The organism is Hydrogenophaga palleronii NBRC 102513, assembly GCF_001571225.1.
Lineage (GTDB): Bacteria > Pseudomonadota > Gammaproteobacteria > Burkholderiales > Burkholderiaceae_C > Hydrogenophaga > Hydrogenophaga palleronii.
In genome coordinates this window covers 24,001-41,644 of record NZ_BCTJ01000005.1, presented here as the reverse complement: position 1 = coordinate 41,644, position 17,644 = coordinate 24,001, and the positions used below count along the sequence as shown (strand labels likewise).

Below are 17,644 nucleotides of genomic sequence, written 5' to 3'. Positions count from 1 at the left end.
TGCGGCAGGCGCTCACCTATGATCGGTGCATGGTCAAACACAAGGCGAATGCGCGTCCCGCGCCCACGCTGCAGGAACAATTGCCCGAGCTGCGGCCGGGCCAGTCGGTGGCACTGCTGCAGGAGCTGCACATCCTCACGCGCGAGGGCAAGCTCAATCAGGACACCCGGCGCAAACTCAAGCAGGTCTACCACCTGGTGCAGTTCATCGAGCCGCTGCTGGCCGAGGTGCTGGCCGCGCGCGGCGACGTGACGCTGGCCGACCACGGTGCCGGCAAGTCCTACCTCGGCTTCATCCTCTACGACCTGTTCTTCAAGGACAAGCCGGTGGGCCGCGTGACCGGTGTGGAAACGCGCGCCGAGTTGGTGGACAAGTCGCAGGCGCTGGCGCACAAGCTCGGCTTCGAGCGCATGGACTTCCTGGCCACCACGGTGCAGCAGGCGCTCACGCACCCCGCGCTGCCGGCCAGCATCGACGTGGTGACCGCGCTGCACGCCTGCGACACCGCCACCGACGACGCGATCCAGTTCGGCCTGGCCAAGCAGGCGCGTCACATGGTGCTGGTGCCGTGTTGCCAGGCCGAGGTGGCCGGTGTGATGCGCCAGCACAAGGCGCTGAGCCTGTCGCGCACGCCGCTGGCCGAACTCTGGCGGCACCCGCTGCACACGCGCGAATTCGGCAGCCAGATCACCAACGTGCTGCGTTGCCTGCAGCTGGAAGCACATGGTTACAGCGTGACGGTGACCGAGCTGGTGGGCTGGGAGCATTCCATGAAAAACGAGCTGATCCTGGCCCGTAGAATGGACCAGGATCGCCATGGCGCCCGGGACCGGGCCCGGCAGCGGCTGCAGGAAGTGCTCGAAGAGCTCCATCTGCAAGCACTGTTGCCGCGTTTCATGGCCTGATTCTTTTTGTCGGGATGGCGGCATGCCTTGCCGCCTTCTTGCCCCGTTTGCCGCCGGTGCCGCCAGCCCAGCGTTGGCGGCACCGGCCGGCCTGATGGCCCCGGTGGTGTTGTGCGCGCCGCGGAATGCCGCCGATTCAGGCCACCATCCAGGAGTCTTCGCCCATGGTCACCGACTACAGTTTCCTGCTCCAGTCCATTGCATGGCCCCTGGTCATGCTGGTGGCCTGGTTCGTCGCCGAGCGCGCGCACCAGGCCTGGCACATGCCACGCGTCACCAGTTATGTGGCGGTCGGCTTGTTGGGCGGCCTGATCAACCTGCCGGGCCTCACCACCGACGTGCCCGGCCTGCCGTTCCTGGCCAACGTGGCGCTGTCGCTGGTGCTGTTCGAACTCGGTTACCGCATCAACCTGCGCTGGTTCCGCCACAACCCCTGGGTGCTGGTGCTGGGTGTGGTGGAGTCCATCATCACCTTCGGCGTCATCTACTGGGTCAGCGGCTGGTTCAACCTCACCACCGACATGCGCCTGATCATCGCCGCGTTGTCCATCTCGGCCTCGCCCGCGGGCATCGTGCGTGTGGCCAACGAGCTGCGCAGCGCCGGCCAGGTGACCGAGCGCGTGCTGCACCTGTGCGCCATCAACTGCATGGTGTCCGTGCTCGCGCTCAAGCTGGTGGTGGGTTACTGGTACCTCAACACCTCGGGCGACCTGGTGATGGCGGCCTTCGGCAGCATCCACCAGGTGGGCACTTCGGTGGCAGTGGGCGCGCTGCTGGGTGTGGCTGTGCCCTGGCTGCTGCGCCAACACAACACGCACGAGCGCGGCGTCACCGTGGTGTTTGCACTGGCCGTGCTGCTGCTGACCACCGCGGCCTACGGCCTCAAGCTTTCGCCGCTGCTGGCTGCGCTGACCTTCGGCATCGTGGCGCGTGAGCGCCGCGTGCACCTGACCAACGCGCAGCGCGACTTCGGCACCGTTGGCGACCTGCTGTCGATCTTCCTGTTCGTCTACATCGCGTCGCTGCTCAACTGGGCCGATGTCGGCACCGGCATGCTGATCGGCCTGCTGCTGATCCTGGCGCGCACCGCATCCAAGGTGGGCTGTAACCTGGTGGCCGCGCGGCTCTCGGGCATCACCGAGCGCAAGGGCCTGCTGACCGGGCTGGCACTCACGCCCATGTCGGCCTTTGCCATCCTGCTGATCGAGCAGAGCCGGCTGTACGGCTTTGCGCCCGCGCTGGAGGTGCTCTCGGTGATGGCCGGGATGATGCTGCTGCAGGAGTTGCTGGGCCCGGTGGTCACGCAGCGCGCGCTGCTGGCGGCCCACGAAACCCATGTGACGAAAGAGTAGGAGCCCTCATGCCACTCGAGACATTCAAATCCTCCGACTCGCTGACCATGGGCGTCGAGCTGGAACTGCAGCTCGTCAACACCTACGACCTGGACCTCTCCAGCAGCGCCAACGACCTGCTCGAACTGCTGCGCCGCAAACCCTTTCCGGGCGTGGTCACGCCCGAAATGACGCAGAGCATGATCGAGATCGCGACCGACGTGCAGCGCGAACACGGCCCGCTGCTGGCCCAGCTGCAGCAGATCCGCGACACGCTGGTGGCGGCCGGCGACCGGCTCAACATCGAACTGGCCGGCGGTGGCACGCACCCGTTCCAGCGCTGGTTCGAGCAGCGCATCTTCTCCAAGCCGCGCTTCCAGGAGCTCTCCGGCCTGTATGGCTACCTGGCCAAGCAGTTCACCGTGTTCGGGCAACACGTGCACATCGGCTGCTCGAACGCGGACGAGGCGCTGTTCCTGCTGCACTCGCTCAACCGCTACGTGCCGCACTTCATCGCGCTCTCGGCCTCGTCGCCGTTCTCGCAGGGCGTGGACACGCTGTTCGACTCGGCGCGCCTGAACTCGGTGTTTGCCTTCCCGCTCAGCGGGCGTGCGCCCTTCACCCTGAGCTGGGACGAGTTCGCCAACGTCTACTTCACCAAGATGGAGAGCACCGGCGTGGTCAAGTCCATGAAGGACTTCTACTGGGACATCCGGCCCAAGCCCGAATACGGCACCATCGAACTGCGCGTCTGCGACACACCGCTGACGGTGGAGCGCGCCGCCGGCCTGGCCTGCTACCTGCAGGCGCTGTGCCGCCACCTGCTGGAGCGGCGCGAGCTGCCACCCGAAGAAGACGACTACCTCGTCTACACCTACAACCGGTTCCAGGCCTGCCGCTTCGGCCTCGACGGCATGATGGTCAACCCCAAGACGCGTGAGCAGATTAGCATCCGCGAAGACGTGCTGGCCACGCTGCGCCAGCTCGTGCCGCACGCCCAGGCACTCAATTCCATGGCGGCGCTCGACGAGATCGAGCGCGCTGCCGGGCGCGTGGGCAACCACGCGACCTACCTGCGCAACCAGTTCAAGGACAGCGGCAGTGTGCAGTCGGTGGTGCGCGCCAGCGTGGAGGCCCTGCGCAGCGGCCCACCGTGACGGAGTTCACGACCCGCGCGTAGGGGGATGGCACACCGTGTCAGGGAAGTTCTGACAACGCGCATGGCGCTGCGCCGACTTAACGTTGAAAAAGGGCGTCTGTACAGTTTGTTTCATCGACGAGCCTTTTGTCACCGACCCATTTCAGCCAGAGGAAGCCGCCATGTCCACCACCGCCACCCGCCTCAATCCCTTCGTCCTGATGCTCGATCCGGAAGCCGTGATCAGCGCCATGGAAACAAGCACCCACCTGCGCAACCTGAACGGCCGCATCTGCCGCCCGCTGGACAAGCCCCTGATCCCGAAGATCTTCGACGCCGCCGCGCGCGAGTTCGACGCCGTGATCGAAGCCGAAGACTTCATCGACACCGGCAGCGAGCTGTACTGCGTGGCCCAGCCGGCACTGCAAGGTGCGGTGCACTGAGCCCGGGTACTTCTTATTTCGCGAACCGTTTGCGCGTGAGCGCCAGCGCGAGCCAGAAAGCGCCCACGGTGTAGGCCAGCAACACACCACCATGCAACCAGGCCTGTGCCGGCCACTGGTCCATGAACAGGGGCCGCACCAGTTCCACCGCATTCGTCAGCGGCAGCCAGTCGGAGATCTGCCGCACCACACCGGGCAATTGCTCACGCGGGAAAAACACCCCTGAGAGAAACATCATGGGCGTGAGGAACAGCGTGAAGTAATAGGTGAAGAAGTCGTAGCCCTGGGCCAGGGCGTTGAACACCAGGGCAATGCACGAGAACGTGATGCCCACCCCGAGCAGCACCGGCCAGGCCAGCAGCAGCTTGGGCGAGTGGCTGATGCCCAGTGCGAGCATCACGCCCAGGATGGCCGTCACCGTGAACAAGGCCTTGAAGCCGGCCCACAGCATCTCGGCCAGCACCACGTCGTCCAGGCTCACCGGCGCGTTCATGATGCCGTCCCAGGTTTTCTGCACGTGCATGCGCGAGAAGGCGGAATACAGCGCCTCGAAGCTGGCCGCGTTCATCGCGCTCATGCAGACGCTGCCGCTGGCCAGGAACAGGATGTAGGGCACGGCCACGCTGCCTTGCGGCGTGCCGATGTTCACCTGCCCGACCAGTGCCCCCATGCCGTAGCCGAAGGCCACCAGCCACATCAGCGGCTCGGCGATGTTGCCGACCAGGCTGGGCAGGGCCAGCTTGCGCCAGACCAGCAGGTTGCGCAGGAAGACGGGCCACCAGCGCATGGACAGGCGTGGTGGCGCAAAGTGCGAGGGTGGGCGGGGTGTGGTGGTGATCGTTGTCGTCATGGTCTAGCCGTCCTCGCGGATCTGTCGGCCGGTGAGTTTCAGGAACAGGTCTTCCAGGTTGGCCGGGCGGTGCAGGGTGCGCAGGTGGTGGTGTTCGCTCAGGGCCGCAAGCAGTGGCATGGCCTGTGCGGTGTAGAAGAACACGGTCTCGCCGCTCACTTCCACGCGCGCGGCCAGGCCACGCAGCGCGGCGTGCTCTTCGGCATGTGCCAGCGCCAGCGCGCCTTGGCCGTAGACCTCCACCACGTCGGGCTCCAGGTGTTGGGCGATCAGGTCGCGCGGTTTGCCTTCGGCGATCTTGCGGCCGTGGTCCAGCACCAGCAGGCGTGTGCACAGGCGCTCGGCCTCGTCCATGAAGTGGGTGGTCAGCAGGATGCTCTTGCCTTGTTGCAGCAGCATCTGCAGGCGTTCCCACATCAGGTGGCGCGCCTGCGGGTCGAGGCCGGTGGTGGGTTCGTCGAGCAGCAGCAGGCGCGGGTTGTTGACCAGCGCACGCGCCAGCGACAGGCGCCGCTTCATGCCACCCGAGAGCTCGCCTGGTTTGGCGTGCGCCTTGTGCGCGAGCGAGGCAAAGTCCAGCAGCTGCGGCACGCGCTCGCGCACCGTGGCCGAGGGCAGGCCGAAGTAACGGCCGTACACCAGCAGGTTCTCGGCGCAATCGAAGTCGGGGTCGAGCGTGTCCATCTGGCTCACCACGCCCAGTTGCGCCTTGATCGCCAGCGCGTCGCGCGGCATGCCCAGGCCGAAGGCGGTGATGCTGCCGGCGTCGGGCGCGGTCAGGCCCAGGCACATGCGGATGGTGGTGGTCTTGCCCGCGCCGTTGGGCCCGATCACGCCCAGGCATTCACCGGGGCCGATGGCGAAACTGAGGTCGTCCACCACGGTGCTGTCGCCGTAGCGTTTGACCAGGTGCCGGCATTCGAACAGGGCGTCTTTCATGTGCCGGCATTGTGCCCGCGGACCAGGGGCGCGTCCGAGGTGCCCCCCTACAATGCGGGGCTGCCCGCCCGGGCCTGTCTCTCTTGCCCCGATCGATCTGCCATGTCTCTCTTTGTCGCTCTGCAACATGTTTTCCCGAAGCGCGCGCTCACCGAGTTCGCTGGCTGGGTCGCCAATGGCCGTTGGGGGAGCATCACGCAGTGGATCATCCGCCGCTTCATCCGCAAGTACGGCGTCAACATGGCCGAGGCGGCGAACCCGGACCCGAAGGCCTACGGTTCGTTCAACGAGTTCTTCACGCGAGCCCTGCGCGACGGCGCCCGGCCGCTGGCCGACGCGGCCTTCGTCTGCCCGGTGGACGGCGCCATCAGCCAGTTCGGCAGCATCGCGCGTGACCAGATCTACCAGGCCAAGGGCCACACCTACAGCACACGCGCCCTGGTCGGTGGTGACGCCGAACTTGCTGCCTTGTTCGACGACGGCGCCTTCGCCACCATCTACCTCAGCCCCAAGGACTACCACCGCATCCACATGCCGGCGGCCGCCACGCTGCGCCGCATGATCCATGTGCCGGGCGACCTGTTCTCGGTCAACCCCACCACCGCCCAGGGCGTGCCCGGCCTGTTCGCGCGCAACGAGCGCGTGGTCTGCGTGTTTGACCTGCAGATGGGCGAGATCACGGTGCCGTTCGTGCAGGTGCTGGTGGGCGCGACCATCGTCGGCAGCATGGCGACCAGCTGGCATGGCGTCGTCAACCCGCCGCGCCCGGGCACGGTGCGCGAATGGACCTACGACGACAGCCCGCTGCACCTGCAGCGCGGTGAAGAAATGGGCCGTTTCCTGCTCGGCTCCACCGTGGTGCTGCTGTGGCCGCGCGACACGCTGGCCTTCAACCCCGACTGGGCGCCCGGCAACAGCGTGCGCCTGGGCGAGGCCATGGGCCACACCCTCTGACGTTTTCTTTTCCTCTCCCGGAGTTCCTGCACATGACCACCCTCGGCACCCCCTTGTCTCCCTCGGCCACCCGCGTCATGTTGTTGGGCTCGGGCGAACTCGGCAAAGAGGTGCTGATCGCGCTGCAGCGCCTGGGCGTGGAGACCATCGCGGTCGACCGGTACGAGAACGCGCCCGGCCAGCAGGTGGCGCACCACGCGCGTACCATCACCATGAGCGACCCGGCGCAGCTCAAGGCGCTGATCGAGGCCGAGCGCCCGCACCTGGTGGTGCCCGAGATCGAAGCCATTGCCACGCCCATGCTGCAGGAGCTGGAAGCGGCCGGCGTGGTGCGTGTGATCCCCACCGCGCGCGCCGCGCGCCTGACCATGGACCGCGAAGGCATCCGCCGCCTCGCGGCCGAAACGCTGGGCCTGCCCACCAGCCCCTACAAATTCTGCGACTCGCTGGACGAGCTGCAGGCGGCCATCGACGCCGGCATCGGCTACCCCTGCATCGTCAAGCCGGTGATGAGCAGCAGCGGCAAGGGCCAGAGCAAGATCGACGGCCCGGCCGACGTGCAGAAGGCCTGGGACTACGCCATGTCGGGCGGGCGCGTCGGCCCGGGCCGCATCATCGTTGAAGGCTTCATCGCCTTCGACTACGAGATCACCCAGCTCACCGTGCGCGCACGCGGCGCCAACGGCGACATCGAAACCCACTTCTGCGACCCCATCGGCCACGTGCAGGTGAGCGGCGACTACGTGGAGAGCTGGCAACCGCATCCCATGACGCCGAAGGCGCTGGCCGAGTCGCGCCGCGTCGCCAAGGCCGTCACCGACAACCTCGGTGGCCTGGGCCTGTTTGGTGTGGAGCTGTTCGTCAAGGGCGACCAGGTCTGGTTCAGCGAGGTTAGCCCGCGCCCGCACGACACCGGCATGGTGACCATGATCACCCAGTGGCAGAACGAGTTCGAACTGCACGCCCGCGCCATCCTGGGCCTGCCGGTGTCCACCGCGCTCAAGAGCCCGGGCGCCAGCGCCGTGATCTACGGTGCTGTGGACGCCACCGGCATCGTGTTCGACGGCGTGGACGAGGCGCTGCAGGTGCCGCAGACAGAACTGCGCCTGTTCGGCAAGCCCGAGAGCTTCACCAAGCGCCGAATGGGCGTGGCGCTGGCCTTTGATGCCGACGTCGAAAAGGCCCGCAGCCAGGCCAAGCTGGCGGCGTCTAAGGTGCGGCCGCGCGCCGCTTGACGTTTTTTTGAATCCAGCTGAATCCAGAACCCCGGTTCGTGCGTAGTGGAAGCAGTAGCGCCTTTTTTGCGCCGCTGCCCACAACCCCAACTCGAGGAGTTTTGCCATGCTGTTCAAATCCACCCTGGCCGCTGCCGCGGCACTCGCCCTGACCGCCTGTGCCTCCCACATGGGCACCGGCCCGTCTGCCGCCGTGTATTCGCAAGCCGGCCTGCCCGACGCGGTGAAGGTGCCTGCCGGCCACAAGGTGGCCTGGGAAACCGTTGGCGTCGGCCAGATCACCTACGAGTGCAAGGTCAAGGCCAACATGCCCGGCCAGCACGAATGGGTGTTCGGCGGCCCCGACGCCAGGCTGCTGGACCGCAGCGGCAAGCAGGTCGGCAAGTACTACGGCCCGCCCGCCACCTGGGAAGCCATGGACGGCTCCAGGTTCACCGCCACCCAGATCGCGGTGGCCCCGAACGGCGACGCCAACATCCCGCTGCAACTGGTGAAGGCCAACCCCGCGATGGGCATGGGCGCGCTCAACGGCGTCACCTACACCCAGCGCGTGGCCACCCAGGGCGGCATCGCCCCGCGCACGGCTTGCGGTGCTGCGAACGTGGGCGCGCGGCAGGTGGTGCAGTACCAGGCCGACTACATCTTCTACAAGGCGTCTTGAGCTGATGGCGCGGGCCGGTGGGGGTGACCCGCTGTGCGCGTGCCGAGATCGGCGACGTCGCCCGGCGTGAACAACCAGCCTGGCCCTTGCGACTGGGTGCGCCGCCAGGCCAGGGTGCCGAACGGCCCCGCTGAACCGGACGTTACTGGAACGCCACCTCGGCAAAACTGCGCAGCTTGCGGCTGTGCAGCTGGTCAGGTCCGCCTGCGCGCAGGATGTCGACCGCGCGGATGCCGATGCGCAGGTGCTGGTCGACGCGCTCGCGGTAGAAGTGGTTGGCCATGCCGGGCAGCTTGATCTCGCCGTGCAGCGGCTTGTCGCTCACGCACAGCAGGGTGCCGTAGGGCACGCGGAAGCGGAAGCCGTTGGCCGCGATGGTGGCGCTTTCCATGTCGAGCGCGACCGCGCGCGATTGTGAGAAGCGGCGCTGCGGCATGTTGTCGGGCAGCAGTTCCCAGTTGCGGTTGTCGGTGCTGGCCACCGTGCCGGTGCGCATGATGCGTTTGAGTTCGGCCGGCGGCACGCCGGTCACGTCGGCCACGGCGGCTTCCAGCGCGAGCTGGATTTCGGCCAGCGCCGGGATCGGAACCCACAGCGGCAGTTCTTCGTCGAGCACGTGGTCTTCGCGCACGTAGGCGTGCGCCAGCACGTAGTCGCCCAGCTGCTGGCTGGTGCGCAGGCCGGCACAGTGGCCGAGCATGAGCCAGGCGTGCGGGCGCAGCACGGCGATGTGGTCGGTGATGGTCTTGGCGTTGGCCGGGCCGACGCCGATGTTGACCATGGTGATGCCGGTGCGGTCTTCGCGGATCAGGTGGTAGCCCGGCATCTGCGGCAGGCGCGGCGGCGCGTTGCCCAGCTCGTCACCGGCCTCGGCCGCCAGGCCGGTGCGGCGCATCACCACGTTGCCGGGTTCGACGAAGGCGATGTACTCGCTTTGCGGATTGGCCATCTCGGCATGGCCGAGCTTGATGAACTCGTCGATGTAGAACTGGTAGTTGGTGAACAGCACGAAGTTCTGGAACCATTCGGGCGCGGTGCCGGTGTAGTGGCGCAGGCGCTGCAGCGAGTAGTCGACCCGCGGCGCGGTGAACAGCGAGAGCGGATGCGACTCGCCCGGCCTGGGCTCGTGCGTGCCGTTGGCGATGCCGTCGTCCATCGCGGTGAGGTCGGGCAGGTCGAACACGTCGCGCATGGTGGCGCGGCGCACCACGTCCATGCTGCCTTCCACGTGGTCGTGTTCGGCGAAAGAGAAATGGATCGGGATCGGCTGCGTGCTCGTGCCCACCTCCAGCTCGCCGCCATGGTTGGCCAGCAGCAGGCGGAACTGTTCCTGGTAGTAGTCGCTGTACAGGTCGGGGCGGGTGAGGGTGGTCTCGAAGCGACCGGGGCCGGCCACGAAGCCGTAGCTCAGGCGGCTCAGCGGCTGGCCGACGGTGTTCTGGCGCAGTACGCTGTGGGTGTGCAGGCGCACGTAGGGGTAACACGCGCGCACGTGGGTCTGGGTGAAGTCGCCGCCGTTCACGAATTCCCGCATGCTCTGGCGCAGGAACTCCACGTTGTCGTGGTAAATCCGTTGCACCTGGGCCAAGGCTTCGGCGGGGTCCTTGAAAACGAGCGGGGCGGTGAAGGCGGGGGTTTTTTGCATGCGCTATTGTGGCGCGCCGGTGCCCCGCACCTCCAAGACCCCACGAGGAACACCATGCCGCCCATCCACCCGCCCGAACTGGCCTCTGCCGCCGCCACCCTGGCTGCCGCCCTGGGGTGCGGTTTGCTGATCGGGGTGGAGCGCGAGCGCAGCAAGGGCGACGGCCCGGCGCGCGCGTTTGCCGGGCTGCGCACCTTTGCGCTGGTGTGCGTGAGCGGGGCGGCCGCGGCGCTTCTGCAGCACATGGGACTGGTGCTGATCGGCGCGGCCTTCGTGGCGGCGCTCGGGGTGGTGGCCTACGCGCGCGACCGCTCCGAAGACCCGGGCGCCACCACCGAAGTGGCCCTGCTGCTGACGTACCTGATCGGCGTGGTGTGCGTCTGGCAATTGCCGCTGGCCGCCGCCATGGCGGCAGCGCTCACGGCCCTGCTGGCCGCGCGCGAGCGGCTGCACCGATTCGTGAACGAGTGGCTGCGCCCGGCGGAGATCCGCGATGGCATCTTGCTGGCCGCGCTGGTGCTGGTGGCGCTGCCGCTGATGCCGAATCGGCCCTTGTGGGGGCCGGTGCTGAACCCGGCCACCATCACGCAACTGCTGGCGCTGCTGCTGGCGGTGCAGTCGCTGGCCCACCTGTGCCGCCGGCTGCTGCATGCGCGCCAGGCGGTGGCGTTCTCGGCTTTTGCTTCCGGGTTCGTGTCGAGCACCGCGACCATCGCCACGCTCGGCATGAGCGCGCGGCGAAACAGCAGCGAAGCCCGCCTGATGGCGGGCGGCGGCCTGTTGTCGTGCGTGGCCACGCTGCTGCAGATGTTGCTGGTGGCCGCGGCGGTGCGCCCGGCCTGGCTGTCCACCCTGTGGCTGCCGGCGCTGGCGGGCGGGTGCGTGGCCGTGGTGTGGGGCGTGTGGCTGGTGCGCGGCGCTCCCGTGGGGGTGGGTGGTGCGCTGGGTTCTTCACCGCACACCGAAGGCCTGGGCGCCGCGCAGGGCGACCGGATGTTCAGCCTCCGGGGTGCCATGGCAATCGCCGCCTTGCTGGCCGGCATCCAGGTGCTGGTGCATGCGCTGGACCTCTGGCTGGGGCAGGCCGGGGTGCTGGCCGGCACGCTGCTGGCGTCGCTCGTGGATCTGCACTCGGCGCTGGCCGCGGTCTTCGTGTCCAGCGAACCGCCGCAGGCGGGCGTGCCATGGGCCTTGATGCTGGCGCTGGGCGTGCATGCCCTGAGCAAGAGCGTCACGGCCGCCTTGAGCGGCGGTGTGCGCTACGCGGCGTGGCTGGTGCCCGGGCTGCTGGTGCACACCGGCTTGTGCATGGCCCTGCTGGCGGTGTGAGGACGCTTCAGCTCAGGCCTTGACCGGCTCGCGCATGGTCACGAATTCCTCGGCCGCCGTGGGGTGGATGCCGATGGTGCTGTCGAACACCGCCTTGGTGGCACCGGCTTTCAGCGCCACCGCAAAGCCCTGCACGATCTCGCCCGCTTCGGCGCCCACCATGTGCAGGCCCACCACGCGGTCGCTCCTGTTGTCCACCACCAGCTTCATCAACGTGCGCTCGGTGCTGCCCGAGAGGGTGTGCCGCAGCGCCTTGAACTCGCTGCGGAAGATGGTCACGTCGCCGAATTTCTCGCGTGCCGCTGCCTCGCCATAACCCACCGTGCCGATGCTCGGGTGGGTGAAGACGGCGGTGGGGATGAACTCGTAGGCCATGCTGCGCGGCGCCTTGCCGGCGGCCGGGCCGAACAGCTGGTCCACCACCACCATGGCCTCGCCGAGCGCCACCGGCGTGAGCTGCACACGGCTGGTGACGTCGCCCACCGCGAAGATGGACGGCACATTGGTCTGGTAGCGCTCGTCCACCACGATCTGGCCGCCCTTGCCCTGCACCACACCCGCCGCCTCCAGCCCCAGGCCCTTGACCAGGGGCACGCGGCCGGTGGCGTAGAGCACCGCGTCGGCCAGCAGCGTGCTGCCGTCCTTCAGCGTCACGCGCAGGCCGTCGCCGGTCTTGTGGATGGCGGCCACGTCGGTGCCCAGCCGCAGGTCCACCCCGGCCTTGGCCATTTCATTGGCGGCGAAGTGGCGCACCTCGTCGTCGAAACCGCGCAGCACCTGTTCGCCGCGGTAGAGCTGCGTCACCTGCGCACCCAGGCCGTTGAAGATCGACGCGAACTCGCAGGCGATGTAGCCGCCGCCCACCACCAGCAGGCGTTGCGGGAACGGTTCGAGGTCGAAGATGGCGTTGGAGTCGATCACGTGCTCACGGCCTTCGATGTCGGGCACGTGGGGCGTGCCGCCGGTGGCAATGAGGATGTGCCTGGCGGTGAAGCGCTGCTCGGCTGGCTCGCCGTTCACCTTCAGCGCCACCGCCTGCGGGCCGTCGATGCGGGCGAAAGCGTCGAACACGGTCACGCCCGAGCCGGTCAGCAGGTTGCCGTAGATGCCGTTGAGGCGGGCGATCTCTTTTGCCCGGTTGGCCTTGAGCGTGGCCCAGTTGAGCACCGGCGCCTCGCCTTCCCAGCCGTAGCCGTGCGATTCCTCGAAGGCTTCGGCGTAGTGCGCGGCATAGCTGTAGAGCTTCTTGGGGATGCAACCCACGTTGACGCAGGTGCCGCCCAGGCCGCTGTTGCCCAGCCGCTCGGCCAGCGCGACACGCGCACCGCGTTGCGCGGCCATGCGCGCGGCGCGCACGCCGCCGCTGCCGCCGCCGATGACGAAGAGGTCGAAGTCGAAAGTGGACGTCAAGGTCGAAGTGGCGTTGCTCATGTTGTGGTGTTTCTGGGCTCGAAGCCCTTGAGTTCCTGGCGGATGAAATCGATGAAGGCCCGCGTGCGCGCGGGCAGCAGGCGGGCGTGGGGGTAGACCACGTGAATCGGGCGCGGGGCGTCCTCGAAGTCCTCCAGCACCGTCTGCAACTCGCCGCTGAGCAGCAAGGGTGCGACCTGGTACGAGAGGAACTGGCCGAAACCCGCGCCCGCGGCGCAGGCCTGTACGGCCGGCGCAATGTGATTGAACTCCAGGTTGCCACGGACGCTGAGTTTGAAGGTCTTGTTGCCCTCGCGGAAGAGGCCCCAGCCGGGCGCATGGTCCACCAGCCGCACGCAGTTCGCCTGGAGCAATTCGTTCGGGTGCTGCGGCCGGCCGTGTTCGCGCAGGTAGGCCGGTGTGGCCACGACCACGCGGCGGATCTCGCCCAGCGGCAGCGCGACCAGACTGGAGTCTTCCAGCGCGGCGATGCGGATGCCCACGTCCACGCCTTCTTCCACCAGGTTCACCACCCGGTCCAGCAGCAGCACGCGGCACTGAAGCTGTGGGTGCTTCTGCACGAAGCGCGTGACGATGGGTGCCACATGCATCTGGCCGAACAGCACCGGGGCGGTGAGGGTCAGCTGGCCGGCGGGTTCGGTGGTGTTGTCCTTCAGTGCGGCCTCGGCGTCGTCCACCGCGGCCAGCAACTGGCGGCAGCTCTCCAGGTGGCGGCGGCCCTCTTCGGTGAGCGAGATGCGGCGCGTGGTGCGGTTGAACAGGCGCACCCCCAGCGCGGCTTCATAGGCCGCCAGCGAACGCACCACCGCAGGGAGGGAGCTGCCCATGGCCCAGGCCGCCGCCGTCAGGCTGCCGGCGTCGGCAATCTGCACGAAGGTGGCCATGGCGCGCAATTTGTCCATGCGGCATTAAACCGATTTGTGGATCAGTCCTGTGCCTGCAGGGGTATTTGTGAATCGGATGGCAGCAAAGAAGATGGCTGCCTGTAGTTTTAGGAGACTGCCATGTCTGCTTGCATGCCGTTCCATCACGCCCCGCTCCCGCCGCTGGCGTGCGCGCCCGCAACTGCCCGGCCCCTGGTGCGGCCCACGCGCGGGTTGGCAGCATGAGCGGCTTCCACACCGGCGAACGGGCCCTGCAGATGCGCGTGGGCGTGCAGGCGCAAATGGCGCAGATCGGCCCGCGCGTGCTGCGCGATCACATGCCCGACCAGCACCGCGTCTTCTTCGGCCTGTTGCCGTTCCTGCTGGTCGGCAGCGTGGACGCGCAGGGCCAGCCCTGGGCCAGCGTGGTGGCGGGCGCGCCCGGCTTCATCGATTCACCCGACGCCAGGCAACTGCGGGTGCATGCCCACCCGCTGCCACACGACCCGCTGAACCACACGCTGCACGAAGGCGCGCCGCTGGGTCTGCTCGGCATCCAGCCGCACACGCGCCGGCGCAACCGCATGAACGGCACGGCCTCGCTGCTGGCCGACGGCTTCGGCGTGGCCGTGGGCCAGAGCTTTGGCAACTGCCCGCGCTACATCCAGGCGCGCGAACCGGTGTGGACGCCGTCGGCACCGGCCGGCCGGGTGGCTCATGAGGGTGCGGTGCTGGACGAGGCTTCACGCCAGCTGATCCGCGCGGCCGACACCTTCTTCATTGCCACCGCACACCCGTTGAGCGAACGCCCGGACGAGCCCGGCCATGGTGTGGACGTGTCGCACCGCGGCGGCTTGCCGGGCTTCGTGAAGGTGGAGGGCGAACGGCTCACGGTGCCCGACTTTGCGGGCAACCAGTTCTTCAACACGCTCGGCAACATCAACTTGCACCCGCTGGCCGGCCTGCTGTTCATGGACTTCGAGCGCGGCGATCTGTTGTACCTGGCGGCACGCGCCAGCGTGTTGTGGAGCGGCGCCGAACTCGCGTCGTTCGAGGGCGCAGAGCGCCTGCTGCGCCTGGACGTGACGCACGCCAGGCGCGTGCAGGGCGGGCTGCCGTTGCGCTGGGGTGTGGCCGAGCGCTCGCCCGCTCTCGAAGGCACGGGCACCTGGCCGCGCCCCGGGACCGATCAGTAGTGGTACACGCCGCGGCCGGTCTTGCGGCCCAGGTAACCGGCGGCCACCAGTTCCTTCAGCAGCGGGGCGGGGCGGTACTTGCTGTCGTTGAACTCGGCCATGTAGACGTTCATCACGGCCAGGCAGACGTCCAGCCCGATCATGTCGGCCAGCGCCAGCGGGCCGATTGGCTGGTTGGTGCCGAGCTTCATGCCGGCGTCGATGTCGTCTGCCGTGGCCACGCCTTCGGCGAGCACGAAGAAGGCCTCGTTGATCATCGGCACCAGAATGCGGTTGACCACGAAGCCGGGCGCGTTCTTCACCGTGATGGGCGACTTGCCCAGCGCTTCGGACAGCGCCTTCACCGCGTCGTGCGTTTCGTCGCTGGTCTGCAGGCCGCGGATGATCTCCACCAGCGCCATCATCGGCACCGGGTTGAAGAAGTGCATGCCGATGAAACGGTCCGGGCGTTGCGTGGCCGCGGCCAGCTTGGTGATGCTGATCGAGCTGGTGTTGGTGGCCACGATCACCTCGGGCGCGAGCAGGCCGTCGAGCTGCTGCAGGATCTTGACCTTCAGGCCTTCGTTCTCGGTCGCGGCCTCGATCACCAGTTGCGCGCTCTTGAGGTCGTCGTAGTTCGTCGAGCCCTGGATCAGCGCGAGCGCCTGGGCCTTGTCGGCTTCGCTGATCTTCTCTTTCTTGATCAGCCGGTCCAGGCTGCCGGCGACGGTAGCCAGGCCCTTGTCGACCGCGGCCTGCGCGATGTCGACCATCACCACGCGAATGCCGCGTGTGGCGCATGCCTGTGCGATGCCGTTGCCCATGGTGCCCGAGCCGATGATGCCGACGGTGTTGATGCGGTTCATGAAGAAGCTGCTCCTGTTGAGATCGGTAAAAACCCGGCGTCGCCGGTGTGTCTTTCCTAGGCGGTGCTGCCTAACGGGGCGCGAGGCCCTGTGCTAACTTGCCCGCAGATTGTCGCGCACGCCCTGCACGGCGTGGCACACCTCGGAGACTCCATGTTCGACTACATCATCGTGGGCGGCGGATCGGCCGGCTGCGTGCTGGCAGGCCGCCTGAGCGAAGACCCCGCCATCCGCGTGGCCCTGCTCGAAGCCGGCCCGCCCGACAGCAGCGTGCTCATCCACTGCCCCGCCGGCCTGGCCCTGCTGGCGAAGAACGGCCAGGCCAACTGGAGCCTGCAGACCGTGCCCCAGCCCGGCCTGAACGGCCGGCGCGGCCACCAGCCGCGCGGCAAGGTGCTGGGTGGCTCCAGCTCCGTCAACGCCATGATCTATACGCGCGGCCATCCGTCCGACTACGACGCCTGGGCCGCGCTGGGCAATCCCGGCTGGTCGTTCGCCGAGGTGTTGCCGTACTTCAAACGCGCCGAGCACAACCAACGCGGCGCCGATGCGCTGCACGGCCAGGGCGGCCCGCTCAACGTGATGGACCTGCGCAGCCCCAACCCCTTCCTGCCGGCGTTCGTCGAGGCGGGTGTGCAGGCCGGCTACCCGCGCAACCACGACTTCAACGGCCCCGACCAGGAGGGCGTGGGCGCCTACCAGGTCACGCACAAGAACGGCGAGCGCTACAGCGCGGCCAAGGCCTATCTCACGCCGCACCTGGGTCGGCCGAACCTGCAGGTGATCACCCACGCACTCACCACCCGCGTGCTGACCGGGCTCGGCGCCGACGGCACGCCGCGCGCGGTGGGCGTGGAATACCGCGGCGACGGCGGACGCGGCCCGCTGCAGACGCTGCGCTTGAAGGAAGAGGGCGGCGAGGTGGTGTTGAGCGCCGGTGCGTTCGGCTCGCCGCAATTGCTCATGCTCTCCGGCATCGGGCCGGCCGGCCACCTGCGCGAGCACGGCATTGCACCGGTGCACGAGCTGCCCGGCGTCGGGCAGAACCTGCACGACCATGTGGACGTGGTGATCGTGGTCAACGCGCCCCGGGTGAAGGACACGTTTGGTGTGTCGCCGGGTGGCGTGTGGCGCGTGCTGAAGGGCATCTTTGAATGGCGGCGCCAGCGCAGTGGCGTGCTCACCACCAACTTCGCCGAAGCGGGTGGCTTCATCAAGAGTTCACGCGCCGAAACCATTCCCGATTTGCAACTGCACTTCGTGGTCGGCAAGCTGGTGGACCATGGCCGCAAGACGGTGCTGGGCCACGGTTACTCCTGCCATGTGTGCCTGCTGCGGCCGAAGAGCCGCGGCACGTTGCGGCTGGCCGATGCCGATCCACGCAGCGCACCGCTGATCGACCCTGCGTTCCTGCAGGATGCCGACGACACCGCGCGGCTGGTGCGGGGCTTCAAGAAGATGCGTGTGCTGCTGCAGCAGCACGCGCTGGCGCGGCACGGTGGCACGGAGTCGGCATCGTCGGCCGCTGCGCAAAGCGATGCCGAGATCGAGCGCTTCATCCGCGACCACGCCGACACCATCTACCACCCGGTCGGCACCTGCCGCATGGGGCCGGATGGCACACCCGGTGCGATGGACGTGGTGGATGCCCGGCTGCGTGTGCATGGCGTGGCCGGCCTGCGCGTGGTGGATGCGTCCGTCATGCCCAGCGTGGTGGGCGGCAACACCAATGCGCCGGTGATCATGATGGCAGAGAAGGCCGTCGATATGATGCGCGAGGACAGGCAGGGGAACTCCCCCGCGCCGCTTCGCGCCAGCCCCGAGGGGGCAACAGCCGTGGACATGCAGAGCCGGTCCCACGCTGTTTCTGACTAAAACC

Annotated in this window: 16 protein-coding genes; 10 read left to right on the top strand and 6 right to left on the bottom strand. The window is 68.0% G+C overall.

Features of this window, described 5'->3' with window-relative positions; translation table 11 throughout:
• Nucleotides 1–29: 29 nt before the first annotated feature.
• The 4 genes from HPA01S_RS05725 to HPA01S_RS05710 all read left to right on the top strand — a co-directional run bounded on the left by HPA01S_RS05725 (nt 30) and on the right by HPA01S_RS05710 (nt 3,817).
• Nucleotides 30–905 carry a class I SAM-dependent methyltransferase gene (locus HPA01S_RS05725; RefSeq protein WP_066267731.1) on the top strand — a complete coding sequence of 292 codons (876 nt, stop codon included), beginning with the start codon at nt 30–32 and terminating at the stop codon, nt 903–905.
• A 164-nt stretch (nt 906–1,069) separates the two neighbouring features.
• Complete coding sequence (locus HPA01S_RS05720; RefSeq protein WP_066267961.1) at nt 1,070–2,257, top strand: cation:proton antiporter; 1,188 nt, start codon at nt 1,070–1,072, stop codon at nt 2,255–2,257.
• 8 nt (nt 2,258–2,265) lie between these two features.
• Nucleotides 2,266–3,393, top strand: a complete 1,128-nt coding sequence (locus tag HPA01S_RS05715; RefSeq protein WP_066267730.1) for a YbdK family carboxylate-amine ligase — start codon at nt 2,266–2,268, stop codon at nt 3,391–3,393.
• A gap of 163 nt (nt 3,394–3,556) precedes the next feature.
• Complete coding sequence (locus tag HPA01S_RS05710) at nt 3,557–3,817, top strand: hypothetical protein (protein ID WP_174525281.1); 261 nt, start codon at nt 3,557–3,559, stop codon at nt 3,815–3,817.
• A 13-nt stretch (nt 3,818–3,830) separates the two neighbouring features.
• Here the strand turns inward: HPA01S_RS05710 and HPA01S_RS05705 are convergent, their stop codons facing one another.
• Nucleotides 3,831–4,667 carry an ABC transporter permease gene (locus tag HPA01S_RS05705; RefSeq protein WP_066267728.1) on the bottom strand — a complete coding sequence of 279 codons (837 nt, stop codon included), beginning with the start codon at nt 4,665–4,667 and terminating at the stop codon, nt 3,831–3,833.
• 3 nt (nt 4,668–4,670) lie between these two features.
• Nucleotides 4,671–5,735, bottom strand: coding sequence for an ATP-binding cassette domain-containing protein (locus HPA01S_RS05700; protein WP_502686328.1), 1,065 nt, complete (start codon nt 5,733–5,735; stop codon nt 4,671–4,673).
• Here HPA01S_RS05700 and asd point away from each other — a divergent pair.
• The 3 genes from asd to HPA01S_RS05685 all read left to right on the top strand — a co-directional run bounded on the left by asd (nt 5,709) and on the right by HPA01S_RS05685 (nt 8,456).
• Nucleotides 5,709–6,560, top strand: a complete 852-nt coding sequence (gene asd, locus HPA01S_RS05695; protein ID WP_066267724.1) for an archaetidylserine decarboxylase — start codon at nt 5,709–5,711, stop codon at nt 6,558–6,560. The genes HPA01S_RS05700 and asd overlap by 27 nt on opposite strands.
• 32 nt (nt 6,561–6,592) lie before the next feature.
• On the top strand, nt 6,593–7,795 hold the full coding sequence (gene purT / locus HPA01S_RS05690; RefSeq protein WP_066267722.1) for a formate-dependent phosphoribosylglycinamide formyltransferase: 1,203 nt from the start codon (nt 6,593–6,595) through the stop codon (nt 7,793–7,795).
• Nucleotides 7,796–7,901: 106 nt separating this feature from the next.
• Complete coding sequence (locus HPA01S_RS05685) at nt 7,902–8,456, top strand: DUF3455 domain-containing protein (protein WP_066267720.1); 555 nt, start codon at nt 7,902–7,904, stop codon at nt 8,454–8,456.
• A 142-nt stretch (nt 8,457–8,598) separates the two neighbouring features.
• On the opposite strand, the gene HPA01S_RS05680 is transcribed toward HPA01S_RS05685, so the two are convergent.
• A complete protein-coding gene (locus tag HPA01S_RS05680) occupies nt 8,599–10,101 on the bottom strand; it encodes an AMP nucleosidase (RefSeq protein ID WP_066267718.1) in 1,503 nt (500 codons plus the stop codon).
• A gap of 54 nt (nt 10,102–10,155) precedes the next feature.
• On the opposite strand from HPA01S_RS05680, the gene HPA01S_RS05675 reads away from it, so the two are divergent.
• On the top strand, nt 10,156–11,430 hold the full coding sequence (locus HPA01S_RS05675) for an MgtC/SapB family protein (RefSeq protein ID WP_066267716.1): 1,275 nt from the start codon (nt 10,156–10,158) through the stop codon (nt 11,428–11,430).
• 12 nt (nt 11,431–11,442) lie between these two features.
• Here the strand turns inward: HPA01S_RS05675 and gorA are convergent, their stop codons facing one another.
• Both gorA and HPA01S_RS05665 read right to left on the bottom strand, forming a co-directional pair.
• Nucleotides 11,443–12,861: a glutathione-disulfide reductase gene (gene gorA, locus HPA01S_RS05670; protein WP_066267714.1), complete on the bottom strand. Its 1,419-nt coding sequence runs from the start codon at nt 12,859–12,861 to the stop codon at nt 11,443–11,445.
• A complete protein-coding gene (locus tag HPA01S_RS05665) occupies nt 12,858–13,763 on the bottom strand; it encodes a LysR family transcriptional regulator (protein ID WP_066267712.1) in 906 nt (301 codons plus the stop codon). The genes gorA and HPA01S_RS05665 overlap by 4 nt, the downstream gene beginning before the upstream one ends.
• A 203-nt stretch (nt 13,764–13,966) precedes the next feature.
• Between HPA01S_RS05665 and HPA01S_RS05660 the strand changes: the two genes are divergently transcribed.
• Nucleotides 13,967–14,920, top strand: a complete 954-nt coding sequence (locus HPA01S_RS05660) for a pyridoxamine 5'-phosphate oxidase family protein (protein ID WP_066267710.1) — start codon at nt 13,967–13,969, stop codon at nt 14,918–14,920.
• Here HPA01S_RS05660 and HPA01S_RS05655 read toward each other — a convergent pair.
• Nucleotides 14,914–15,765 carry a 3-hydroxybutyryl-CoA dehydrogenase gene (locus tag HPA01S_RS05655; protein WP_066267707.1) on the bottom strand — a complete coding sequence of 284 codons (852 nt, stop codon included), beginning with the start codon at nt 15,763–15,765 and terminating at the stop codon, nt 14,914–14,916. The two genes, HPA01S_RS05660 and HPA01S_RS05655, sit on opposite strands and share 7 nt — an antisense overlap.
• 153 nt (nt 15,766–15,918) lie before the next feature.
• Here HPA01S_RS05655 and HPA01S_RS05650 point away from each other — a divergent pair, with 153 nt between their 5' ends.
• Nucleotides 15,919–17,640, top strand: a complete 1,722-nt coding sequence (locus HPA01S_RS05650) for a GMC family oxidoreductase (protein ID WP_084360490.1) — start codon at nt 15,919–15,921, stop codon at nt 17,638–17,640.
• Nucleotides 17,641–17,644 lie beyond the last annotated feature (4 nt).

What these genes read in the sequence shown, in the direction of transcription:
- HPA01S_RS05725 (WP_066267731.1), top strand. Translation starts at nt 30, where the DNA reads ATGGTCAAACACAAGGCGAATGCGCGTCCCGCGCCCACGCTGCAGGAA.
- HPA01S_RS05720 (WP_066267961.1), top strand. Translation starts at nt 1,070, where the DNA reads ATGGTCACCGACTACAGTTTCCTGCTCCAGTCCATTGCATGGCCCCTG.
- HPA01S_RS05715 (WP_066267730.1), top strand. Translation starts at nt 2,266, where the DNA reads ATGCCACTCGAGACATTCAAATCCTCCGACTCGCTGACCATGGGCGTC.
- HPA01S_RS05710 (WP_174525281.1), top strand. Translation starts at nt 3,557, where the DNA reads ATGTCCACCACCGCCACCCGCCTCAATCCCTTCGTCCTGATGCTCGAT.
- HPA01S_RS05705 (WP_066267728.1), bottom strand. Translation starts at nt 4,667, where the DNA reads ATGACGACAACGATCACCACCACACCCCGCCCACCCTCGCACTTTGCG.
- asd (WP_066267724.1), top strand. Translation starts at nt 5,709, where the DNA reads ATGTCTCTCTTTGTCGCTCTGCAACATGTTTTCCCGAAGCGCGCGCTC.
- HPA01S_RS05700 (WP_502686328.1), bottom strand. Translation starts at nt 5,735, where the DNA reads ATGTTGCAGAGCGACAAAGAGAGACATGGCAGATCGATCGGGGCAAGA.
- purT (WP_066267722.1), top strand. Translation starts at nt 6,593, where the DNA reads ATGACCACCCTCGGCACCCCCTTGTCTCCCTCGGCCACCCGCGTCATG.
- HPA01S_RS05685 (WP_066267720.1), top strand. Translation starts at nt 7,902, where the DNA reads ATGCTGTTCAAATCCACCCTGGCCGCTGCCGCGGCACTCGCCCTGACC.
- HPA01S_RS05680 (WP_066267718.1), bottom strand. Translation starts at nt 10,101, where the DNA reads ATGCAAAAAACCCCCGCCTTCACCGCCCCGCTCGTTTTCAAGGACCCC.
- HPA01S_RS05675 (WP_066267716.1), top strand. Translation starts at nt 10,156, where the DNA reads ATGCCGCCCATCCACCCGCCCGAACTGGCCTCTGCCGCCGCCACCCTG.
- gorA (WP_066267714.1), bottom strand. Translation starts at nt 12,861, where the DNA reads ATGAGCAACGCCACTTCGACCTTGACGTCCACTTTCGACTTCGACCTC.
- HPA01S_RS05665 (WP_066267712.1), bottom strand. Translation starts at nt 13,763, where the DNA reads ATGGACAAATTGCGCGCCATGGCCACCTTCGTGCAGATTGCCGACGCC.
- HPA01S_RS05660 (WP_066267710.1), top strand. Translation starts at nt 13,967, where the DNA reads ATGAGCGGCTTCCACACCGGCGAACGGGCCCTGCAGATGCGCGTGGGC.
- HPA01S_RS05655 (WP_066267707.1), bottom strand. Translation starts at nt 15,765, where the DNA reads ATGAACCGCATCAACACCGTCGGCATCATCGGCTCGGGCACCATGGGC.
- HPA01S_RS05650 (WP_084360490.1), top strand. Translation starts at nt 15,919, where the DNA reads ATGTTCGACTACATCATCGTGGGCGGCGGATCGGCCGGCTGCGTGCTG.